Raw genomic sequence first — 22,977 nt, forward strand, 5'->3', positions numbered from 1 at the left:
CGTGCTCGAAGACCTGCTCGCGGCCCGAATAGATCACGCGGATCGTCTGCGCGCCGTTCACGACCGGGGTGACGGCCTCGATGATATAGGTCTCGCCCTCTGTCGCTTCGCCGATGCCGCGCTTGGTATTCGAGTCGCCCATGTTCAGCACGAGGATCGTGGAGGTGTCATCCCAATCCTTGTAGGTGCCCGAATTGGTGTCGCCGTTCAGATCCCCCGCGAGATAGATCGGGGTCGGGAATTCGACATAGCCCACGGTGAAGGACATGCTCACCGAGACCTTCACGAAGAGCACCTTCACGCTCGCACTGGCCGAGATCACGATCGGCACGCGGCCGGTGCCGGTCGCGGTGGCCGAGAAGCTGATCGAAACCGTGGCCCAGCTGATGTTGAAGGCGCGCAGCGAGACCGAGGCCGAGCCCGACACACCGAGCTTGTAGACATCCGCCGCATCGTCGAAGAGGTAATAGACCCGGATCGAGAAGTTGCCCGTCAGGCCGAAGCTGTTCGAGCCCAGCACGAGGCGACCGCTCAGCGAGAGGTCGAAATAGCCCTTCGAGTTGAACCAGCCGTTCACGCTCATCGTGGCGAGACCGAAGAAGTCCATGCTCGCGTTGAAGTCCACGCGCCAGGCGTTGTCCGTGACCTCGATCCGGAAGCCCGCTTCGAATTTGAGAACCTTCAGGAACTCGACCTTACCGCTGAGATCGAGCACGAAGGAGTTGTGTTCCAGCACACGGCCCGAGATCGTCACGTCGCGGCCGACGGTGTTGAGCATCAGTTTGCCGCTGGCCTCGATGTCGATCACCAGCGCGATATTGGCGTTGATGCTGACATCCAGAAGCAGCGCGAGACCGTCGAGCTCGCCAGTGGAGGCGTTGAAGAACAGCACCGCGCCGCCTGCGGCCGAGATGTTGAGCCCGGCTAGGCCGAAGGTCACATCGAACTCGACGCGGAACTCGCTGGCATTGAGGCCGATATAGACGCGGCCCGAGGCGGTCGCGAGGCCAACGAAGTTGACCGAGCCTACGATCTCGAGGCTGAAGCCCGAGGCCACGGTGACCGAGATCGTGCTCTCCTGCCCGCTGGTATTGATGGTCGGGATCTCCAGAGTGCGCGCGCTGGAGAAGGTGTTGAGCTGGAAGGTCGCGTCGCCAGTCACGGTGATGACGCTCGCGAGGTCGATATTGAGATCGATCTCGGCATAGATCACCAGCCCGCCATCCGCGATCACGAGACCGCCGGTCAGACCGAACTCGGCCACGCCCACGAGCTTCGCCTGCACATCCAGCGTCGCGACCAGTTCGAAATCGGGCGCGGTGCCGATGCGGAAGGTGAAGACGCCCGTCAGTTCGATCACATCCGAGACGACCAGCGTGCCGGTGACCTTCAGGAACAGCCCGTTCTCGACCGAGATCGTGCCGTAATAGAAGGTGCCGTCGGTCGTCGCGGTCGCATCGCCGTTGGCGACGAGATCGTCATATTCGCCCTGCGTCACGATCGTGTAGCGATCCTGCGTCGTTGCGTAGGTGTTGAATTCGAGCATGATCGAGAGCGACCCGCCGAGGCTGACGCCCGGAAGCTCCAGCCCGCCGACCAGCGACAGTTGCGCCCGCCCGACCACGCCCGGATCACTCGCGCCGATATTCGCCTCGAGATAGAGCATCCCCTCGACCGCGCCGAAATTCGCGATCCGGCCGGAAACCGTCCCCTGGATCGTCAGCGAGTCGCCGGTGCCCGTGACGGACAGGAAGCCGTTGAGTGTGACCGAGTCGAAGAGCGTCACCGAGCCGCTGATCTGGACCACGAAATAGGGGCCCGCATCCTTGGTCATGTCCCGTTCGTTCTGTCCGAGGATCGGCGGACGCTCGAAGATCTCGAAAGTCGTCGGAACATTCGGCGGCAGGAACGGCACGAGCGCGTCGGGCACATCGAAGGTCTGGGTAATGCCGGTGGTGTTGAAGAGCACGATGACCTCGGCCTCGAAGCGGAAGACGTCTTCCGCGATATTGCCGAAGCTGCCGGCATTGTTCGCCGCGTCCGTATTCTCGCCGCCGGCATCGCCCACGCTCACCTCGAGCGACAGGCTGCCCGCGACACCGAAGGCGCTGCCCGGGGCGGTGCCGAAGTCGATGATCAGCAGACCGACCGCCTGACCCGAAATCACGTTGAAGACATTGGCGCCGGCCGCGACGAAGACCTCGACCCGGTCTTGCGAAATCTTCAGGTAGAAGGCGCCGGTCAGCTCGGCATAGACGTTGACGCTCGTGTCTACATCCGGGTCGTTCGCGTTCTGATCGGTCAGCTTGATCGCGCCGCCGATATAGAAGACGACCGAGTTGCGCGTCAGCTCGTAGGTCTGCTCTTCGGAATGCAGCGTCGCGGTGCCGTCGAGGCTCTCGATGAAGTACTTCTTCGCGCCGTCCGTAATCCGCCAGCGCGACTGGGTGTTCAGCTCGCGCACCAGCTCGATCTTGGCTTCCGAGCTGAGCGTGACACCGAATTCCGCGAAGGTGGCGCGCACTTGCGTGCTGACGGCCTGCTTCTCGTAGAAGCCCTCATTGGCCTGGCTCGGCAGCGCGCCGAGATCGGCCACGGCCACCGTGTCGTCGTCGCCGCCCGAGATGCGCTCGAGCTGATCGCCGAGGATGCCTTCGAGCGACAGGGTCTCGACCTTGTCTTCGCCCGACATGTTGATCATCAGGGTCGCGTTGCCCTTGATCCAGACGCCATATTCGTTGAGCGCTTCGAAGTTCGGCTGGATGGTGGCCACGCCCCAGAACTGCGGCAGGCCGCTCGACATACCGCCGGTCTCCAGCACGAAGCGCGCCGCCGCCGAGCCGATATTGCCGAGCTTGTAGACCGTGATCGTGCCCGAGGCTTCGAGCGCGAAGCGGAAGACTTTGGAGCCGTCGGCCTTGATGTAATCGCCGAAGGTCAGTTCGGCCTGCGCGCGCAGTTCGACGAGCGGCTCGTCGACGATGCCCGCCGAATTCAGCGTGATCGAGCCCGAGACGCGGATGAAGAAGACGCGGGTGGTGGCCGGGTCGGCATCCTCGCCGGGCTGGCCGCCCTCCTGCATCTGGTCGATGACGCGGAAGCTCTGCTGGCTCGCGCCGCCTTCGTTGCCCTGCAGGTCGGACCAGCTTCCCTCGTTGAAGGAAACGGTGACCGTGCCGAGGCCGAATTCGCGCGAGACATAATAGCGGAAAGTGCCGTCACCCATGTCGGTCGGGGTGAGGTCGAGCAGATCGAGATTGGCCCCGCCTGCCCCGCCAAGGGTGAACTCGTCGCCGTTGATCGTGGCCGCGTCAATCGCATAGAGCGCGTTGAGGCTCGGATCGCCCAGCGTGTCGAAGGTGATGTCGATATAGGAAGCGGTGTCGGTGGGCTTGATCGAGAGCGTCGTCGGATCGATCGCCTCGGAGGCAGCGGCCCCGTAGGTCCATGCGCCCGCCGCATAGGTCAGGGTCAGCACCGCGCCGTCGGCGGCGTCGGCGGAGTCGAAGGTCACAGCGAACTCGCCTGGGGGACCACGGGCTTGGATCCCGGTAATCGTGATCGAGTTGCCGTCGATATCGGTCAGCGTGAAGTCGGAGGCCGCGAGGCTGCTATCGGTCAGCGTCTGGCTCGTGCCAAGCGACAGCGCCACATAGGTCGCCGTCGGCGCGCTGGCGCCCAGACCGATCTGGCCGGTCGTGACCACCAGATCTTCGCTATTGGTCGCGGTGATCGCCTTGATCGTGCCGCCATCGGTGCCGATCCAGTCGAAGCTGCCCGAGATGAACTCGACCGAGACATTGTCGTCGAGGTTCGAGCCCGCGAAGTCGCCGAGGTACCAGATGCGGAAGATCGGATTGCCGTTCGCATCGTCGCCCATGTAGGTCGGCGCCTGGCTGTCATCGACTTCGATCGTGTAGCCGGTCGCGCTCAGGATCACCTCTGCGCCCGCATCGGTGATGCTCTCGAGATCGACGCCGGTGGCATAGCTCGGCAGCTCGAAAGTGACGTCGATGAAGCCGCGCTCGTTCAGGGGCGCCTGCCCCACCGAGGCGCCTTCGACCGGGTCAGTCAGGCTCGCACCGAGCTGGACGAGGCGGAAGCTCTGGGTCTTCGCGTCATTGTCATAGGCACCCGAGCCGAAGCTGGCTGCGGCGTAATCGACCTGCACAGTGCCGGCGGTGAACTTGCCGGTGAGGAAGTAGCGCACGGTCAGCCCGTCGCCCACGACCAGCGCCGAGGCAACGGTGACGCCATTCGCGCCGGTGCCCGAGAAGCTGATCTCGTCGCCCAGTGTGCCGAAGTCGATCTCGTCGCCATAGGTCGGCGTGTAGCGCACATCGACGAAGGCCACCGAAAGCGTGCTCGCATCGAAGGAGACCGGGCCGGTCGCATCGTCGGCCGTGCCATCGGCGCGCAGAACGGTCGGCTGATCCTCGAAAGTCGCGATGCGCGAGATCGTGGTGTCGGCCGCAGCAGCGCCGGTGGTGAAGTAGCGGAAGATATAGTCGCCCGAGGTCGCCTGCGGGTTCAGCCAGACCGGGGCCAACGTGTCGTCGAAGGTGATCGAGCCGCTGCCGCCGAAGGCGAATTCCGGGGCGAGATCGGTGATCGAGCCCACATCGAGCGCGCCGCCCACCGGGCGCTCGAAATGCAGATCGACATAGCCGCGGCCATTCACATCGCCGAGCCCCGTGCTGCCCTCATTCGCCGGATCGACCAGATCACCCTGCGGGCCAGAGACGGTGAAGGACAGCGTCTGGACGCGGTTCTTGGCCGCATCGCCGAAGCTGTTCGCGGCCAGCGTCACGTCATGGCTGCCGATGCCGAGCGAGCCGTCTGCGAAGACGCGGATCGTGCCACCCATATCCATCAGCTCGGTGATGGTCAGGCCGGTCACGGTCACGTCGCCGATCGCCAGTTGATCGGTGATGTCCTCGCCATAAGCCCCGCTCAGCGCGATGTCGAAATAGGTGCGGTCGCCCGGCAGGTTCGCGGCGTCGTTGGCGGCGGAGTAGGTCGAGCCACTCTTGACTACGATGCTCGGGGCGCTCAGCGCCGCGGTCGAGAAGAAGGAGATCGACGTGATGTCCAACTCCAGCGTGATCGTCTGCGGGTAGAGTTCGCCAGTGAGCGAGGCGGGCTCCGCCGGGTTGCCCTCATCGATGAAGGTCTGCAGCGAGTAGATGAAGGAGATCTTCGTCGGATCATTCGGATCGTTTTGCAGCAAAGCCGGCGCGCCCTCGCCCAGCTCGACACGGAAGGTGCCGCCGCTCAGGCGCGAAGTCTCTACAGTATCGGTCTGCACGGTGAACTCGGCGGCGAGGTCGAGCACCGAAGCCGGGTCGAGCGTGTAGCCCGCCGGAATATTGGTGAAGCTGATCTCGACCGAACCCTCGGTGATCTCGAGATTGGCCACCACGCCCAGACCGTCCTCGCCGCTCTTGATCGCCGGGTCGGTGGTCGGGTTCGCGCTGTCGGAATAGCGGTAGGACCAGCCCTGTTCGACCGCCGAGATGGTCAGATCGCCATAGGTCTGGCCGCTGTCGAAGCTGCCGGTCAGCCAGTAGCGATAGATCGGGGCCGCGTCGGTGCCGCCCACGCGGACCGGGGCCACACCATTGTCGATCTGCACCGTGCCGAGGCCCGCGCCGCTCAGCGTGAACTCCGCCCCGCCATCGGTGATCGAGGCCGCGTCATAGACGAAATCGCTGTCGGGCACGTTCGGGAACTCGATGTCGATATAGTTGCGACCGTTGAGCAGGTTCACGTCGATCGCAGCGCCCGCACCCGGATCGACCATGATCGCGGTCGCGCCTTCGACGGTGATCACGCTGTCGCCGGTCGCGCCCGTATTGCCCGCCGCATCGGCCCAAGCCCCGGTAAAGGTGAGCGTGTAGGTGCCCGGCGCGAAGTCGAAATTCGCGGTGGTAATGGCATAGGCGAATTGGGTGATGCCCTCTTTCTTCAGGAGCGCATAGAGTTCGACCCCCGTCGGCAGGGGATGGTCATAATCCGCGCTGTCGGAGGCGACGATCCGGCCTTCGGCATCGAGACCGAGCGTCTTCAGGCTCGCCGTGCCGTCCTCGTTCATGAACATCGCAACCGGAACCGGCGTATCCGAGATTCCGACGGCCGTATTCACCGTGGAGCCATCCGCAGCACCGGTGCGCGTCAGGGTGAACTCGTCATTCGTATCGAGGATCGAGCCGTAATCGAGCGAGCCGCTGCCTGCGGGATCGAAGGTCACGATAATGCGCTGATCGGCATTGGCGAGGTTCACGTCGACCGTGTAGCCGTCACCATCGAGCTGATAGGGCGCGCTGAGCGAGGCTTCAGGCTCGACCACCGAGAACACGGCATCCGGCGTCGCGGTGTTGTTCTTGCCGGTCTGGCTGTCGTTGTTCGCCCAGGTATCGGCGGTGAAACGCACGGTGTAGTCGCCGACGGCGAGCTGGTTGTTCGTGAGGTCCGGATCGGAGGTGTCGATGAAGTAACGCACCTTGCCGCCGCCGATCGCGATGGCGCCAAGGATGTCGATCTCGTCGCCATTGTCGTTGAACAGCTTGAACGGCGCCACCGCATTGGTCGCGATCGCGGCCAGCGTCTCGGCGGTGATCTCGCCGCCGATCTCGGCAATGAACTTGATATCGACCCACGGCCCCGCGACCGCCGGATCGCCGCTTTGGGTCGTGTTGTCCTCATCCGCATAGACGGTCTGGTTGGTCGCGGTCTCAGTGTAGGACCAGGACTGGAACAGGAAGGTGTAGGTCACCGAGTTCACATCGCCCGTGCCGGTCAGCCAGAAGCGGAACGTGTCGGCATCGACCTGCGCCGGGGCCTGCGTGTTGTCGAGGGTGAAATCGCCACCGGTGATCTCGATCTCGGGCGTCAGGTCGAAGACCGAAGTGGCGTCCACCGTCGCACCGTTCACCGTCGGGAAGGTGATGTCGATATAGGCGCGCTCGTTGAAGTTGCCGACACCGGTCACGCCGCCATCGCTCGGCCCGTCGAGGCGTTGCGTCGGCGTCGCGGCCTGTTCCTCGACCACGGCGAATTGCGTGGCCTCGCCGAGGATGTCCTTGAAGCCGAATTGCAGCGAGCCCTTGATCGTCAGCAGATCGACCTGATCCGGGATCTTCACCAGCAGAAGGATCGTCGCCTCGCCGGACGCGATCTTCGACAGGTTCGCGTAGAGCCGCGCCGAGAGCGACAGGTTATCGGCTGCGAAGTTGAGCTGGCCGATCACGAGGATCTTGCCGTCGGTCGAGATCTTGATCGTGACCTGACCGTTGAACACGGCCTGCGAGGTGTAGATCGAATATAGCTTGGCCGAGCCGGTGATGATCATCGGCGAGGTGAAGGCCGCCGCGAACCCGCCGCCCGCCGCCGAGCCGTTCTGGATCGCGATATACTGGTTCACGACCTGCTGCTGCACCGAGTTCAGCCAGTCGTCGATCGACACGTTCAGCGGCAGCGCGAAATCGGGGCCGTTGAGCTCGTCGGGATCGGTGATGTCGGGCAGCGACTTGAAGAAGTCCACGCCGCCGGTGAAGTCGTTGATCGCGAGACCCGAATTCGGCTCGAGCAGGATACCGCCCGGCACCGAGCCCGAGACCAGCACGCCGAGCGGTCCCAGTTCCGACAGTGCGAAGCGGATGGTGAAGCCGCCCAGACCCGAGAAGGAGAAGCCCGCCTCGACGCCGATGAAGAAGACGCGGTCTTTCACCGGGCTCGTAAGGTCGAAGGTGGAGAGTACCTGATTGCCCTCGCCGATCCGAATGATGCCGCCGATCAGCGCGCCCTCGATCTCGCCGCCGAAGGCGTTGCCGCCGATTTTCACGCCGATCGAGTCGATGCCGATGATCGGGAACTTGCCTTCCAGCAGCAGGCCCACATCGATGCGGATGCCCTCGACCGTGCCCTCGAAGGTCAGCCCGTCATAGCCCTGCAGCCCGGTGATCGACGCCGACAAGGTGAGGACGAAATCGCTCGGGTCGGCCTGAATGTCGGGCCATTGCACGCCGATCTCGGTGATCTTGATCGGCAGCCAGCTCGGCCATTTGAAGTTCGCGCCCGAGGCCCCACCCACGCCGATGAAGACGCCGAAGCCCTGCTTGGTGACGAAAGTGCCGTCGCCGAGGAAGGCGAACTGGCGCGCCTCGCCCGAGAGGTTCAGCGAGCCGATCTTCAGTTCCGCGCCGATCGAGACGAAGCTGATCAGCTCCTCGTCATCGGCTGCCCCGGTATCGAGCGACAGGCCCACACCCTTCAGCTTGAGGACCGAGCCGATGTTGATCTCGAACGTGTCGAGCTCGAAGATGAAGCCGTCGACCACGCCATCGGTGAAGGTCAGGCCGGCCTTCAGAGCGAGCGTGTCGTTCACGTCCTCGCCCGAGACGCGGTCGGTGACCTTGGCGTTGATCGCCTTGCCCGGCGCGAAGGTCGCCCCGCCAGAGCCGACATAGATCGTGCCGTCGAAGGTCACGTCCTGACCGAAGATCAGCGAGAAGTCGGTGACGCCGATGCGCAGGTCGTCGAATTCGAGGATCGAGCCGAACTTGATCTTGCCGGTCGCGCCGTCGGTGCGCTGGACCGCGCCCGTGCCGGTGCCCGAGCCCGCACCGGTGCCCGAATAGATGATCTCGCCGCGCCCGATGCGGAAGCCGTTGTCGTAGATCGTGAGACCGCGCACGCCCTCAAAGGTCGTGATCTGGCCCGCAATGCCGAATTTCGGGAAGGTGACCTTGATGGTGTCGATCTTGATGATCTCCTGACCCGCGCCTTCCGGCGTGCCCGCGACCGGGGTTTCGGGCGCCGTCCAAGAGGGATCGTATTCGACCTTGATGCGGTCGGCCTCGAAGAGGACCACATCGGGGATCGAGCCCGTCAGCTTGTCGGCGGTGATCGACCATTTGCCGGTGAGCGAGACGACCGGGCCGTCCGGCTCGCCGGTGACGACGCCCATCACGTCGATGCCGATATCGAACTTCACCAGCAGGTTGGTCAGGGTGATCTGAGTGCCACCGCTATTGGTCTGAGTACCGTCGGCATTCTGGGTCGCGGTGCCGCCGAAGGCGAGCGAAGCGCTTTCCGCTCCGACCGAGATCGTCAGGACCAGCAGACCGTCCTTGAAGCCGAGCTTCGCGAGGCCAACCTTCGGCGCGAGGATCGAGACCGGACCGACCTTGATCGGGGTCGCAGCCTCGGCCGCCGGCAGTTCCTGCACCTTGAAGATCTGCACATAGGCGGTGGTCTTAACAGGCGACGCGACCGAGCCGTTCTCGCCGCCGAACCAGTAGACGACGTCGTCGGCGGTGCTGTTCAGATCAGTGCCGCGATCGGTGTATTTCCAGGTGCCGGTGATGAACTCGACCTGCACATCGCCCACGTTGAAGGCCGGGTTCGCCTGCGAGGTCGAGGTCGAAGTCGGCGTGCCGACCACACCCGTGCCGGTGGCGGTCGCGGCGGGCGGCTCGGCGAAGACGTAATAGCGATAGGTGGTCTTGCCGATCTTCTCGACCGTGTAGGTGCCGTTGGTGTTCGTCAGCAGATTGACGTTCGACGCGCCGCCCGTGCGCACGAAGCGGATCTCGTCACCGTTGATCGAGCTTCCATCGAGGATCTCGCCATTGGGCAGCACGAAGGTGACGTCGATATAGCCCTTCGAGTTCAGCATCGACTTGTCGATCACCGCGCCATTGAAGGGCGAGGCCAGCTCGATCGAGGGTGCGGCGGTGATCGTGGTCAAATCCTGCGGATCGGTCGCCGGGTTCGCGGCAGGCGCATTCTGAACCGGCGTCTTGCGGATCGTGAAGCGTTCGTATTCGGCGGCACTTTGCGCGCCGGCCGCATCGCGCCAGGAATTGGCGAGGAACTGCACCTCATAGGTGGTGTTCGCGGACAGGCTCACAGGCGTGGTGATCTGGTAGCGATAGGTCGGACGCGCCGTGCCTTCGACCAGCACCCCTGCCCCATCGACGGTGATCGCCGCCGTCGTGTCGCCATAGCGCGCGGTGATGGTGAATTCCGGATCGATATCGGTGATCGAGTCCGGGTCGATGCCCAGCGGATAGGCCGGGTAGGCATCCGCATCGAGACGGTTGGTGTTGTAGAAGGTGACGTCGATATAGGTGAAGCCGTCGAGATTGATAATCTGGCCATTGAGCGGCGAGGCAATATCGGCGGTCAGCGGGCGCAGGTTCGTCGTCGGCGTCACCGAGACGGTCTCGCCAAAGAGCGTGTAGCCCGTCACCCGCATATCGGTCAGCTGGAAGCCGGTCGCGCCGCCGAAGCTGAACTGGGCCGCGCCTTCGATGCCGAAGCTGTCGGCGCCCGGCGGCGTCACCGTGATCGAGGTCTCGGGCGCATCCACCGAGATCCGGCCATCGGGCGTCTTGTTGAACAGAACGTCGTTGGAGCTGATCACCAGCAGATCGCCGGTCTCGGCCACGCCGAAGCTGATCTCGACCGAGCCTTTCACGCGCTCCATCTGCGGGGCGGCGAAGGTGATCGCGACCGGGGTCGCCGAGGTGCCGCCTTCGAGCAGCGGGAAGCCGGTCACGGTGGTCGAGAAAGCGGTGCCCGAGGTGTTGAGCCACACTTCGACCGTGCCCGAGATATTGAGCCCCGGAATGCCCAGCGCCTGAACCTCGCCCTTCGCATAGACCGCGAATTTGCGGTTGGCGGAGGTTCCGAATTCGAAGATCGCGATCGTGGTGTTCGAGATCAGCAGGCCGATATCGTCGCTCGGATCGTTGGGATCGCCCGCATCGCCGAGGAAGATCGAGATATTGCGGCCCATCTTGCCGCTTGTGGCACCCGCCGGCAGTTCCGCCGGGAGAATGTCGCTCAGGCTGCCTTCGATGGTGAAGTAGGGCTCGTAGCTCAGCTTCACCTCGGCCAGCGCGATCTGGTTCACATTGGCCTGCCCCTGGAAGTCGAGAATGTAGGTCGCGTCGCCCACATCGACCTCTTCGTAGATATCGGTGCGCGAAGTGGTGTTGATGCGGATGATTGCGCTCGCCGAGACCTCGAAGCCTGCGCCCGAACCTTGCGCGCTCGCCTCGATCTGCGCGGCGATGCCGTTCTGCGACAGCGTCGCCGAGCCCGAATAGATCAGGATCACGCCCTTCGCGTCTTCGATGGTGAAGCCGTCGCCATTCGAGTCCGTATAGCCGCCCGTGACCCCGGTGAAGGCAATGGTCATGCGCTTGGACTGGTTCGGCGCAATCCCGGTCGTCAGCTGCGAGAACATCAGCGTGCCGCTCAGGCTGATCTCGGGTGCGTTGCCCACGTCGATCGTGCCGTCATTGTCGTTATCGATCGCGTTGAAGTCGACATAGAAGGCGGCGTTCTCGACTTCGACCCGCAGGAACTGGCCGCGCGGCAGATCGAGGATGTCGCCATTCGCGAACTCGACATAGACCGCCTGGATTGAGGTGTTGATCTCGAGCGTCGCCGTGGTGCCATTGCCGATCTGATAGGCGTTGGTGCCGTCGTCGAACGCGATATCGGGAAGCGTAACCGAGAAGCTGCCCGCCATGCCCTGCGGCATCAGATAGAGCAGCGCGTCGCCGGTGAATTCATAATCGCCGAATGTCAGGGTGATGTCGGTCAGCGAGATTTTCGAGTAGACCGCGCCCGTCGCGCTGGTGGTCTTTTCGAAGGACAGATCGCCGGAGAAGGCAAAGTCGGCATCGTCTGCGCTGGTGGGCGTATCGCCCGAGAGGTTCACGAGAAGCTCGATCCCCGTTCCCACCGGATCTCCATAAGCCGAGACCGAAAGGAAAGTGCCCGCATAGCCAAGGCTGTAGAACGCCTGAAGCGGGGTCATATCTGCAAAGGTCGTGGCACCGGGGTCGAGGCCCGTCACCTCCGTAAAGTCGAAGCCCGTGAGGATCGTCTGGGCGCCCGCTCCCGCGGTGCCCGACTTGCCTTGGTTCAGCTTGAGCTCGACGCCGCTCGCGCTGATCGCGACGCCCGGAATACCGGCAAGCGCAACCTCTTCGATCGACGCATAGAGCGCGGTGTATTTCTCGCCGCCCACCACCGCGACGCCATTGGGATCGACCTGGCTCAGCATGGCGAGACGGAAGGAGAAGTTCGTCAGGACCAGACCCTGCGCACCCGAGGTATCGGCCATCGGCTGCACGACCGGGGTCGCGCCCGAGGTATCGACCTCGAAATACGGCCCGCCGGTGCCGACGAAGGCGCTGATGCCATCGCCCGAGATTTCGGTCGCGGCGAAGGTCTTCTGGTTCGGCGCGGTGCCGACGGTCAGAGTCGCGCCCTTCTGGAAGGCCACCTGACCCGCGAGGAAGACGTAATCCTCGAAGCCCAGCACCACGAAGCCGGAGGCCGCGAGGATCGCGCCATTGGCATCCAGCGTAACGGTATCGGTGTCGCTGACCTTCACGTCGAAGCCGCCACCATCGAAGCTCGCAAGGTTCAGCGCTTCCTTGGCCTGCGTGCTCAGGAGTTTGCCCTGGTTCAGCTCGACCTCGAGCCCGTAGCCCGAGAGGGTGACCCCGTCGATGCCCACCAGCTCGACCGTGCCACCGGCTTTCAGCGCCATGTAAGAGGCTGCCGCCGGATCGGTCGCGGCCAGCGCCACGCCATTCGCGTCGACCGTCTTGAACATGGCGAGCGCGAGATAGGCGTCCGTGATCTTCAGGCCGACCGCATCGCCCTGATCGTCGAAGCCCTTGGTCAGGTCGTAGCCGGTGCCGACGAAGATGTTCACATGCTGCGCGCCGACCGTCACCGCCTTGAGATTGCGGCTCGTGCTCGTGCCCGCGACGAGGGCGGAATAAATCTCGCTCGACTGGGTGAAGGCGAACTCGCCCTGGATGAACACATAGGAGTCGAAGCCGATGGTCAGCGAGCCCGACACTTCCAGCGTCGCCACGGTCAGTTCGTCGAAGGTGATCGTCTCTGCGCCGACCGTGATGTCCCAGGTGCCGCCCACCCCGCCATAGGTGAAGTCGAGCGTGTTGTAGGGCGTCGTCTCGTTGCCGCCGCGGTTCATGATCAGCGTAAGCGAGCCATCGACCGTGACATTGTCGACGCCGATCAGCGAGGCCCCGCCCGTCGCCTTCACGACCATCCAGCTCTTGAGCGGGGTCGCGGTCGGGTTCGCCGGGTCGAGCGGCATTTCCTTGACGATATGTAGGCCCATGCGCTGCAGCGAGAGCGCCACGCCCGTCGCGTCGGAGGTGGCATCGACCTCGCCATTCGTGATCGTCGGCGTGCCGACCCCGGCGAAGACCACTGCATCCGAGATGCCGATCGACAGAACCGAAGCCTCGAAGGAGGTGGTCGAGCCGACCATACGGGCTGCGACCTTGTCGGTCTTGGTCAGCGTGATCTGGCCTTCGATATGGACGAAGTTTTCGATGACGATCGTGGCACCCGCGAAGAGCGAGAAGCCCGACTGGTTCATGTCGAGGACCGTATCAGTGGTGGCCGGGTCGACGTCATTGCCATTCGTCGCAGCGAGCAGATCCTGGCCGCTGAGCATGGTCAGGCCGTCGCTCCATTCGGTCGAGAGAAGATTGATCGACTGCCCCCAATCGAGCACGTCGATCGCGCCGGTCGCATCATTGGCCTTGTTCATCTCGAGCGACAGCGTGTCGAGGGTGATATCCACCAGATCAACCCCGGTCAGCGACGCCGAGGCGATATCGGCCTTGAGCGCAGTGAAGGCGCGGGTATCGGTGAGCGGATTGGCCGCCTTGATCGAGGCGAGCAGGATATCGGCGCTCGCGATGGTGATACCGGGGCCGTCCGGGATGCCAATGAAGAACTTGGCCTCGTAATCCGCCGGGGCGTCGCCGCCATTCGCGGCCTCGTCGGCGGGATCGATGCTCAGGCTGATCCGGGTCAGCACCGCATCGTTCATGTCGGTCGCGATGTCGAAGGTGCCGTCGTGGTTCACGTCCACATCGACGACATCCTGCGAGAGCGTGAACTTCGCGCCCACATCGACGAAGCCGAAGGCGTTGAGCGTCAGGTAGCCCACGACCTGCGTGCGGTCGGCACTGGCATCGAACGTGACCACCTCGTCATTCGGACCATAGGTGAAGGAGACCGGACCCGCCGGATCGTTCGCGGGATCGCCCTGCGCGGGCGTGCCGTCCAGATCGATCGAATTCCAGTTGAAGAAGGTCGTGGTGTCGTTCCCGGCGGGCTTCGTCGCGTAGTAGTCGAGCGAGAAGGCATTGACCGTCAGTTCCATCCCCTCGGGCAGACCGGCGAGCGTGCCGCCTTGGATATTGCCCAGCACCGCCGTCGCCGAGGGCGTGGTGGTCAAGGGCAGCGTGCTGTTTGCGGGCGGGGTCGCCTTGATCAGCGCGAGCGCGATATCGGCGGAAGCCACCGACAGGCCCACACCGCCCGGTTGGCCGACGAATAGGTTCTCGACATGCAGGCCGATCAGCATGAGGCTCGCGTCTTCGAGGCCCGCATTGGTGCTGTCCAGCTCTGCCTCGATCTGGTTGCGCATCACGATGTCGAAGGTGGCCGAGCCGGTGACGAAGCCGAAGATATCCAGATCCAGACCGCCCGAGATCACCAGATCCGTGCCGGCTTCGGGAGCGACCGCATCGACGCCCAGATCCTGAATGATCGGCGCCCAGTCGAGTTGGTCGCTATTGGTCGCGTCGCGCCCGTTCAGCGTGAAGTCGAGCGAGTTCACCGTCAGCTCCAGCCCCTGCGGCAGCCCGCGCGGCGAGATCGTGTCGGCATGGGCGGACATCGCGGTCCAGCTGCGCGCGACGGCGCTCGGGTTTGCGACCAGATCGACCACCTCGGTCACTGAGATCAGGTCGAAGGCGAGCCCTTCGGCCGCGAAGCCCGTGCCCGCATTGGCGACGGCGTCGACCCGGTCGAATTCGTCATAGGTGAATTCCCCGCCCGCGCCCACGAAGACATAGGCGCCGTCGATCGAGAAGGAGAAGGCCTTGGCGCTGATCGTGCCACCCTGCGGATCGTCGACGGTGAGATCGCGGATCACACCCGACAGACCGCCCGCCAGCAGGATCGCCCCTTCGATCTGCAATTCGACATAGGCGCCAAATTCGATGCCGAAGCCGGCGTCGAGATTGGTGATATCGGCCAGCGCGTTGATCTGATCGACGTTGGTCGCGCCCCAGTCGAGCTTGTTACCGTCCGCATCCGCGCCGTTCATCGCGAAGTAGAGATCCTTCACCGTCGCGGTCAGCGGCAGGCCCTGCAGACCCAGCTGATCGACGCGCAGCGACAGGGCCATCCAGCTCCGGGCCACGGCTGGCGAGGTCACGGTGGAGGGGTCTTCCGACACCATCACCAGCTCGATCGAGCCGCCCTGCGCCACGAAGCCCATACCCTGATCGGGATCGATCGTGCCGTCGTTCTTGAGCACACCGTCGACACCGGCGAAGAAGTTCAGATCGCTCAGGGTGAAGATCAGAACCTTCGCCCCGCTCAGCGTGCCATCGGCGTCGATTGCGGTGGCGACCGCCACATCGGCGAGCAGGCTCTTGATCGAGAAGGTACCCGTCGCGATCACGACGCCCGCCACGTTCAGCTCCGACACGGTGCCGGTCACCGACAGGATCGCGGTCGCGTCATAGCCATCCGTGTCGTCGGTGATCGTCAGGCCCAGATCGAGGCCCTTCCAGTTCATCACCGAGTTGTTGGCCGCGTTCAGCGGGTCGGTGTAGCCGAAGTTGGCCTCGACCGCGACGTCCGATATCCGCAGCGTGAAGCCCGTAAGGCCGGTCACGCCGACGCTTTGCGATGTCACGAGGATTGCCGACCAACTTTTGACCGTGCGGGTCTCGACCACACCTGTCGTCAGCGGGTTGTCGGCGGTCTGGGTGACCGAGGCGAATTCGATGCCCACGTTGTTCGCATAGATCCCGGTGCCCTCGGTGGTGCTGACATCCGTGATCTTGCCATCGGTGCGGGTGAACACGCCGCCCTGCCCCGCGAAGAAATAACCGCCGGTCAGCGCGAAGGTCATCACCGAAGCGCCGTCTACGATCAGGCCGTTGCCGTCGTCGAGCGTCTCGGTCCGGATCTGACCCGCCATGGTGCCCGCGACGGTGACGAAGCCGTCGACGGTGAACTCGACATAGCCGCCGAAGGCGATGTTGAAGCTCGCGCTCATCTCGGTGACGTCGAAGAGATCGACAGAGGCAAGATTGCCGATCTCGGTCACGCCGGTAGTGGCCCAGTCGATCCGCTCGCCATTCACCGCATCAGGGCCGTTGAAGCCGAAATAGAGGTCGAGGCCCTGCACGGTGACCGTGTTGGGCAGACCCTGCAGGCGCACCGTGGCTACGTCGAGCGCAACGGCGGTCCAGCTGCGCGGCACTGCCGGAAGCGTCACGCTCAGCGGATCTTCCTTCACCAGCACCAGTTGCAGCGAGGCGTTCTCGGCCACGAAGCCGGTGCCCTGATCGGGGTCGATCGTGCCGTCGCCCAGAAGCGCACCGCCGACACCCGCGAAGAGGTTCAGATCCGACAGAGTGAAGATTAGGATATTCGCACCCAGCACGGTCTCGGTCGTCACGCCCGAGGGCACGATGATGTCGCTCGCGAAGCTCTTGATGCCGAACTTGCCCGAGGCGACGATCACGCCCGCCACGTTCAGTTCCGACACGGTGCCGGAGACCGAGAAGCCGTCGTCGCGGGTCAGGCCGTCGGTCGCGTCGGCGAGGCTCAGCGTGTCGAGCCCGGTGACCGCGCCCAGCGAGGCCCAGTTCAGGAAGGTGCCGTCGATGGCTGCGAAATTCCCGTCGACCGCGAGATCGGCCAGCGCGATCTGGAAGGCGTCGATCCCGCGCAGGCCAAGGCTCGCGACGGTGACGCGCAGTGCGGTCCAGCCGATGGTGACGGTCTCGTTGTCCCATTGCGTAGCCGGATCGTTGTCGTTCGTCGCCGCATTATCGGTCAGCACGCCGAGGCGGGTCACCTGCGCGAATTCGAGCGCGTCGTCCAGACCCATCGAAGCATAGATGCCGGTGCCCTGATCGAGAAGCCCGGTCACCTCGTTCGTGGTCGCGTCGCGGTCGAACGCGCCGCCAGCACCAACGAAGATCTGCGCACCGGTGATCTTGAAGCTGGTGATATCGGCGGCGGTCAAGGCGATCACGCCGTCATTGATATCCGCGGTCGAGATCGAGCCTTCGACCGTGCCATAGACCAGCACGAAGCCGTCGAGCGCCAGATCGAGCGTGCCGCCGAAGGCGATGCCGGTATCGGCGTTGATCTGCGCGATACCGGGGTTCCCGGCCGGATCGACAATGGCCGACCAGTCCAGCTTGGTCGCGCCCATCGAGGCCGTGTTCATGCGGAAGTAGAGACCGGTGACCCCGAGCGCGAACTCGGTGGGCAGGCCGCGCATCCCGACGTAATCGACCGAAAGCGACAGCGCGCTCCAGCTGTGAGGTGTGGCGGTGCCGAGTTTCTCTTTCACGACGATCAGTTCGAGCGTGCCGCCCGACGCGAGGAAGCCCGTGCCCTGATCGGCAATCGCGGTGGGCGCATTCGCATCATCGAAGGCACCGCCGACACCGGCGAAGAAGTTCACATTTGTCAGGGTCAGCCGCGTGACCTGCGCATCGGTGATCGCCGGCTGGATGGTGTCGTCGATCGTCTCGGTCGAGGCCGAGAAGTTGAAGGTCGCCAGCGCGAAGACCGTCTCGGAAATCTCGACGGACAGCGTGCCGGACACCGCCAGCTGATCACCCGGGCCCAGATCGCCAAGCGCCGTGGTCACGTCGGTATCGTTCACGGTCGACCAGTCGAGACGCGGGCCGGTCAGCGCGGTGGTCGAGTTCGAGGCCAGCGCCATGCCCGACAGCTTGATCTGGACCGCGTCGATGCCCTTGGCCTCAAGCGCGCTCAGCGAGCCGATCACCCCGGTATATTTCACGCCGGTCGTCGTATCGGTCAGCAGGCCGAGCGCGAGATTGCCACCATTCGCATAAAGACCCGCCGCATCGCCCAAGAGGTTCAGCGTGGTCGTGCCGGTCGCCTCATCCGTGGTGGTCGAAGCGCCGGTGCCCGCGAAGAACTCAACATCGCTGAGCGTCACAAAGGTCAGCGTGCCCGTGGTGATATCGACGAGATCGAGCGTCTCGGTGCTGCCCGCCTGCGCCGTCACGTCGATCGCCTTCAGCCCGAAGCCCGCGCGCAGATAGACGAAATCGCCCACCGCCAGCGTCAGCTTGCCCGACACCGCGAGGCTCACTGTGTCGATCACCTCTTCGAGGCCGGTCAGGCTCGACCAGTCGAGATTGGAGAGGGTGGTGTCGCTGACCGAGTTGTAGAGCACTTTGAGGCTCGCAAGGTTCAGCGTCACGCCTTCGACATTCACCAGACCGAGGCTCTCGAGGCTCCCCGATACGCCGGTATAGCTGACCGGGATCGGGTCGCTGGTGGTCAGGATGCCGATGTAGAAATTGCCGCCCGCCGCCGAGAAGCCGATGGCGTTCGTCGTATCGATCCCGCTTGCGCCGATCGTGGCGCCCGCCCCCGCAAAGAGGCTCAGATCGGTGAGCGTGATGTAGAGCAGATCGCCCGTGACGCCGCCGACCGAAGTGCCCGCCGTCTTCTCGACCGAGAAGCTGCCGGTCAGCAGCACGGTATCCGAGATGTTCAGCTCGTCGATGGTCGCGCCGATGAAGAAACGCTCGGTATTGTCGAAGCCGTTCGTGGCATCGGTCAGCGCGAGCGTCGTGCCCAGATCGAGCCCCTTCCAGGTCATCACGGTCGGGTTCACCGCGACCATCGCATCGGCGGCGTTCACCTCGACCACAAAATCGCTGACCGCGAGGGTGAAGCCCGGAATACCCGCGACCTCGACGGTGCCGACATAGAGCTTGATCGCGTTCCAGGCGTTCAGCACGGCGCCGGTCGTTCCATCGACATTCTTCACCGAGGCGAATTCGAACAGCACCCCTTCCGCGCCGAAGCCGGTCCCGACCAGTTTGCTGTCGCCATCGCGGGTCAGCCCGTTGACCTTGCCATTCCCATCGGTGGTGAAGCTGCCGCCGCTTCCCACGAAGATGTAGCCATCCGCCAGCGCGAAGGTCATCACCTGCGCGTCGGTCAGATCGGAGCCAAGCGGATTATCCGCCGCCGCAATGGTCTGCTTTGTCACCGTGATCGAGATATCGCCCGCCAGCAGAACGGTGCTCTTGATCGTGAAGACCGCGCGCACATCGATGGTGAAGCCCGTGAAAGTGCTGTCGAAGCTGAAGCTCGGCCCGCCCACCTGGCTCCAGTCGAAACCCATGCTCGCATAGGTCACGTCGAGCGCATCGACCGTCGCGGTCACATCGGTGATCCCGTGCAGCGTGGCGGCGGTCGAGAGTTCCAGCGCGGTGACCTTCTGGCCGAGGTTTGCCCCAGCCGAGGTCACGGTGAACATGGCCAGCGTCAGATTGAGGCTCGGGATCTCGAAGCCGGTCGCATTGGTCAGGTCGTAGCTGCCGCCCGAGACCTCGGCGCCGACGCCCGCGAAGAGACGCCCGCCGATGATCGAGAGGGTGAAGTAATCGCCATCCTCCGAAGCACCATTGAACGTCACGCCGGTCTTGGCGGAGCTTTCGAGCGCGAAGGTGCCGCTGACATAGACCGCGTCATTCACGATCAGCGTCGCGGTGGCCTCGACCTTCGTGAGCGCACCGTTCAGCGTCAGCCCGGCTTCGCTCAGCCCGCCTTGGTCCCAATTCAGCGGGGTAGCGACGCCCGAGGCCGTGTTGACCTGCACCGCGACATTGCTGACCTCGGCGGTCAGCCCGGTGATGCCGACCGGGGTCGCGTTGGCGAAGGAGAAGTCGATTCCGGTATAGGTGGTGCCGCCCGAGCTTAGCACCGCGAAGGTGCCGGTGAAGCCGGTGACCGAGAAGCCGAAGGCGTTAGTGGTGTCGACGGTGACCGGGCCGCTCGTATCGAAGACCGCGCCGGTGCCCGCGAAGAATTTGACCGCGTCGAAGCCGAAGACCATCAGATCGCCGATCGTGTCGGTCGCGCCGGTCAGGCCGCTGACGATAGTTTTGGTGAAGCTGAACCCGCCCGCGATCAGAACCTCGCCGCCGATGGCCAGCGTCACATCGCCCGAGACTTTGGCCAGCGGTGCGGTCGCGCCTGTCGCCACGCTGTCGATCTCGGAGACGACGAGCTTGGCGCTCAGCGCATCGTTCGGGTCGGTCAGTTGCGAGGTCACCAGCTCCAGCGTGCCGTTGGACAGCGTCGCGGTCACGTTGTCGACGTTCACGAGACCCAGCGCATCGACCGCGCCATTGGCGATGACCCACTGACGGTCCGTCGCAGTCTCGCGGATCATCGTGATCGAGAAGCTCAGGTTGTCGACCGCGAAGCCGACCGAGCTGCTGGGCTGACCGAGGGTGAAGTAGCCGTTCGCACCGCTGCCCGCGAAGAACGAGCCGCTGGTGAGCGAGATGGTGGTGACGTCGAACCCGGCGGTGACGGCGGTGGTCGTGCCGGTGCCCACTTCGTAGAGCACACCGTCGAGGCCGGTGTCGGTGGTGTAGCCCAGCGGCGAGCCGACGCCGTCACTGGTCGCGAGGCTCACGAAATCGCCGACCGAGATTTCCATCAAACCGGCATTGCCCGCGAAGCCCGAGGTCACGAAGCCCGGCCCGTCGATCGCGAAGGCATCCGCCTCGGTGCCACCTTCGAGACGCTCGACCCCGGTGAAGGTGATGGTGAGGCCATTCCAGCTCAGCGACCCTTCGTCGATGCCGGTGATCGTCCAGACCGTCGCGGCGTCCGGGCCCTCGATCGTGTCGCTGAGGCCGGTCCCTGCCGCGATCGAGGTGATCGGGGCGCCGGGCGTGCCATAGGTCGTGCCGTTGACGGTGACGGTGCCGTCGAGGTTCACGGTGTAGGTGAGGTTGCTGTCGGCGGTGCCGTCGAGCGCGCCACCCGCTTCCGAGATCGCGCCGGCCACCGGAGCGCCGAGGCTCGGGGCCGCGTCGGGAAGACCGATGCGCTCGCCGGTGCCGAGCGTCGCGCCCATCACCGCTGCGTCCGCGTCATGGTCGAGGCCGAGCGCGTGGCCGATCTCGTGGAGCAGGACGGTGTAGAGGTCGACGCCCTCGGAGGCTGCACCGTCGGTCGCCACCAGACGATCTCCTGCGAGCAGATCGAACTCGGTGCTGTCGCCCGGCGTCGCGTCGATGAACCAACCGGCCCCGGCGGCGTCAGCGTCGATCTCGATCAGCGTGCCGGTGATCCGGGCGAGTGCGCCGTCCTCGAGATCGGTGATGGTGAAGGTGAGTTGCGACAGGATCGCCGCGTCGGCGCGACTGGCCCATTGAGCGAGGGCTTCGTCGAAGATCGGGGCGACCTGTGCCTCGGTGAGATCGGCGGTGCCTGTGCCAGCCGCCGCGGGATCGAGTCGAAGCGACTGTCCGCTCTCCTCCGCAAACGGGATCTGGATGCCGAGTGCCGAGGCCAGACCGGCGAACAGCGCGCGGAGGTTCTCGGCGAACCCGGCACCGGGCGTGATGACCGGCGCGGTGAACGCGTCGGACAGTTGGAGCGCGCCATCGACCGGGTCCGAGGTTGCGAGTTGAAGTTCGGGAAGCGCGATCCGTTCACCCGTGCCGAGGCTCTCCCCCATCACGGCCAGATCGGCGTCGTGGTCGTAACCGAGCGCATGGCCGATCTCGTGGGTGAGGACCGTCAGCAGATCGACGCCATCGATTGGCTCGCTCGTATCGAGACCGGTGAACCAACCGGCCCCTGCCGCGTCGGCATCGACTTCGATATGCGTGCCGGTGATCCGGGCAAGCGCGCCGTCCTCGAGATCGGTGATCGAGATGGTGAGCTGCGACAGGATCGCCGCGTCATCGGTCCGGGCCGCCCACTGAGCGAGCGCTTCCTCGAAGACCGGGGCAAGCTCTTCCTCGGTGAGATCCGCGGCGCTCGAGCCCGTCGGGGCGGTGCCGGCGAAATGGAGGTAATCGGCTTGCGGGCCCCACGGACCAGCGTTGAAAATTTCGCCAAGACCAAGGGTTTCACTGATTTTTTGGTACAGGTCCTGGAGCGCAGCGAGAACCGCCCCATTGTTGGAGTTTTGCGTATTTTCGTTATTCGTCAGTGCATTAGTGGTTGCGGCCGGGGGGCCAGTAGGCTCATTTCCGGTCAGATCGGCCACGGAGCTGCTTGCGGGGTCTTGTCCCGCGCCAAAGCTTCCACGTAGCTGCGACAGCATCGCACCGAGCAGCTCGCGCAGCCCTTCGATGCCCTGATTTTCTTGAATATCGAACTGGGCAAGGAACGCTTCGAAGGGCGTTGGCTGCCCCTCTTCCTGCACGTCCTGCGGAGCGACGGCTTGCGTTGCAGCGGCAGGATTCCCCCAGTCTTCCGGCCAGTCCACACTGTTCGAACCGGTGTCCGAAGCCCCTTCATCAGCCCCCGTCTCGCCCCGCACATTCTGGTCGAAAGCCGTCTGAACAAGCACGATGAGGTCTTCGAGAAGGTCCAATGGCTGCGCATTGGCTGCCATCCGGGCCAGTTCTCCCGAAATCGGGTCCGCCGAGAGCAAAAGCCGCGGCTCGAGAGCCTCGATGCGGTAATTTTCCTCGCGGTGAAGGGTGTTATCGGCTTCGTGGAGGGCGGTGTCATTGGCCAGACCGACAGCATCCTGCACGTCGGAGCGGGTCCGACGCAGGAATTTCGTCACACTGGTCAAGCCAAATAAAGACAAGACGCGCCTGAAGCTCACCGATATCGGCAAGCTCCCTCCCCAAGTTGCGATATGAACGCGGTTCCGCCATCTGACGAAATTTTGCTCCCCTTTAGGCTGAACTCACGCAGCAATATTGCAACGAAAATAGTATCCACAGGGCGCCGAAATCATATGAAACATATATATTTCAGCGACTTAATATCCTTACTTAGCGTCAACAATGAAACTTATCCACAGGGCGTTCTTGACGTTACGAAAACAAT

1 protein-coding gene (only partly in view) is annotated in these 22,977 nt (G+C 64.1%); it reads right to left on the bottom strand.

Features of this window, described 5'->3' with window-relative positions:
- On the bottom strand, positions 1-22,708 hold the 5' portion of the coding sequence (locus ACZ7GB_RS02620) for a matrixin family metalloprotease (RefSeq protein WP_472157567.1). Its footprint begins 16,592 nt before the window's first position; only the first 22,708 of its 39,300 coding nucleotides appear in the window; it begins with the start codon at positions 22,706-22,708; the stop codon falls past the left edge of the window.
- Positions 22,709-22,977 lie beyond the last annotated feature (269 nt).

The organism is Thioclava sp. PTB-PU3-1 (genome assembly GCF_055666785.1).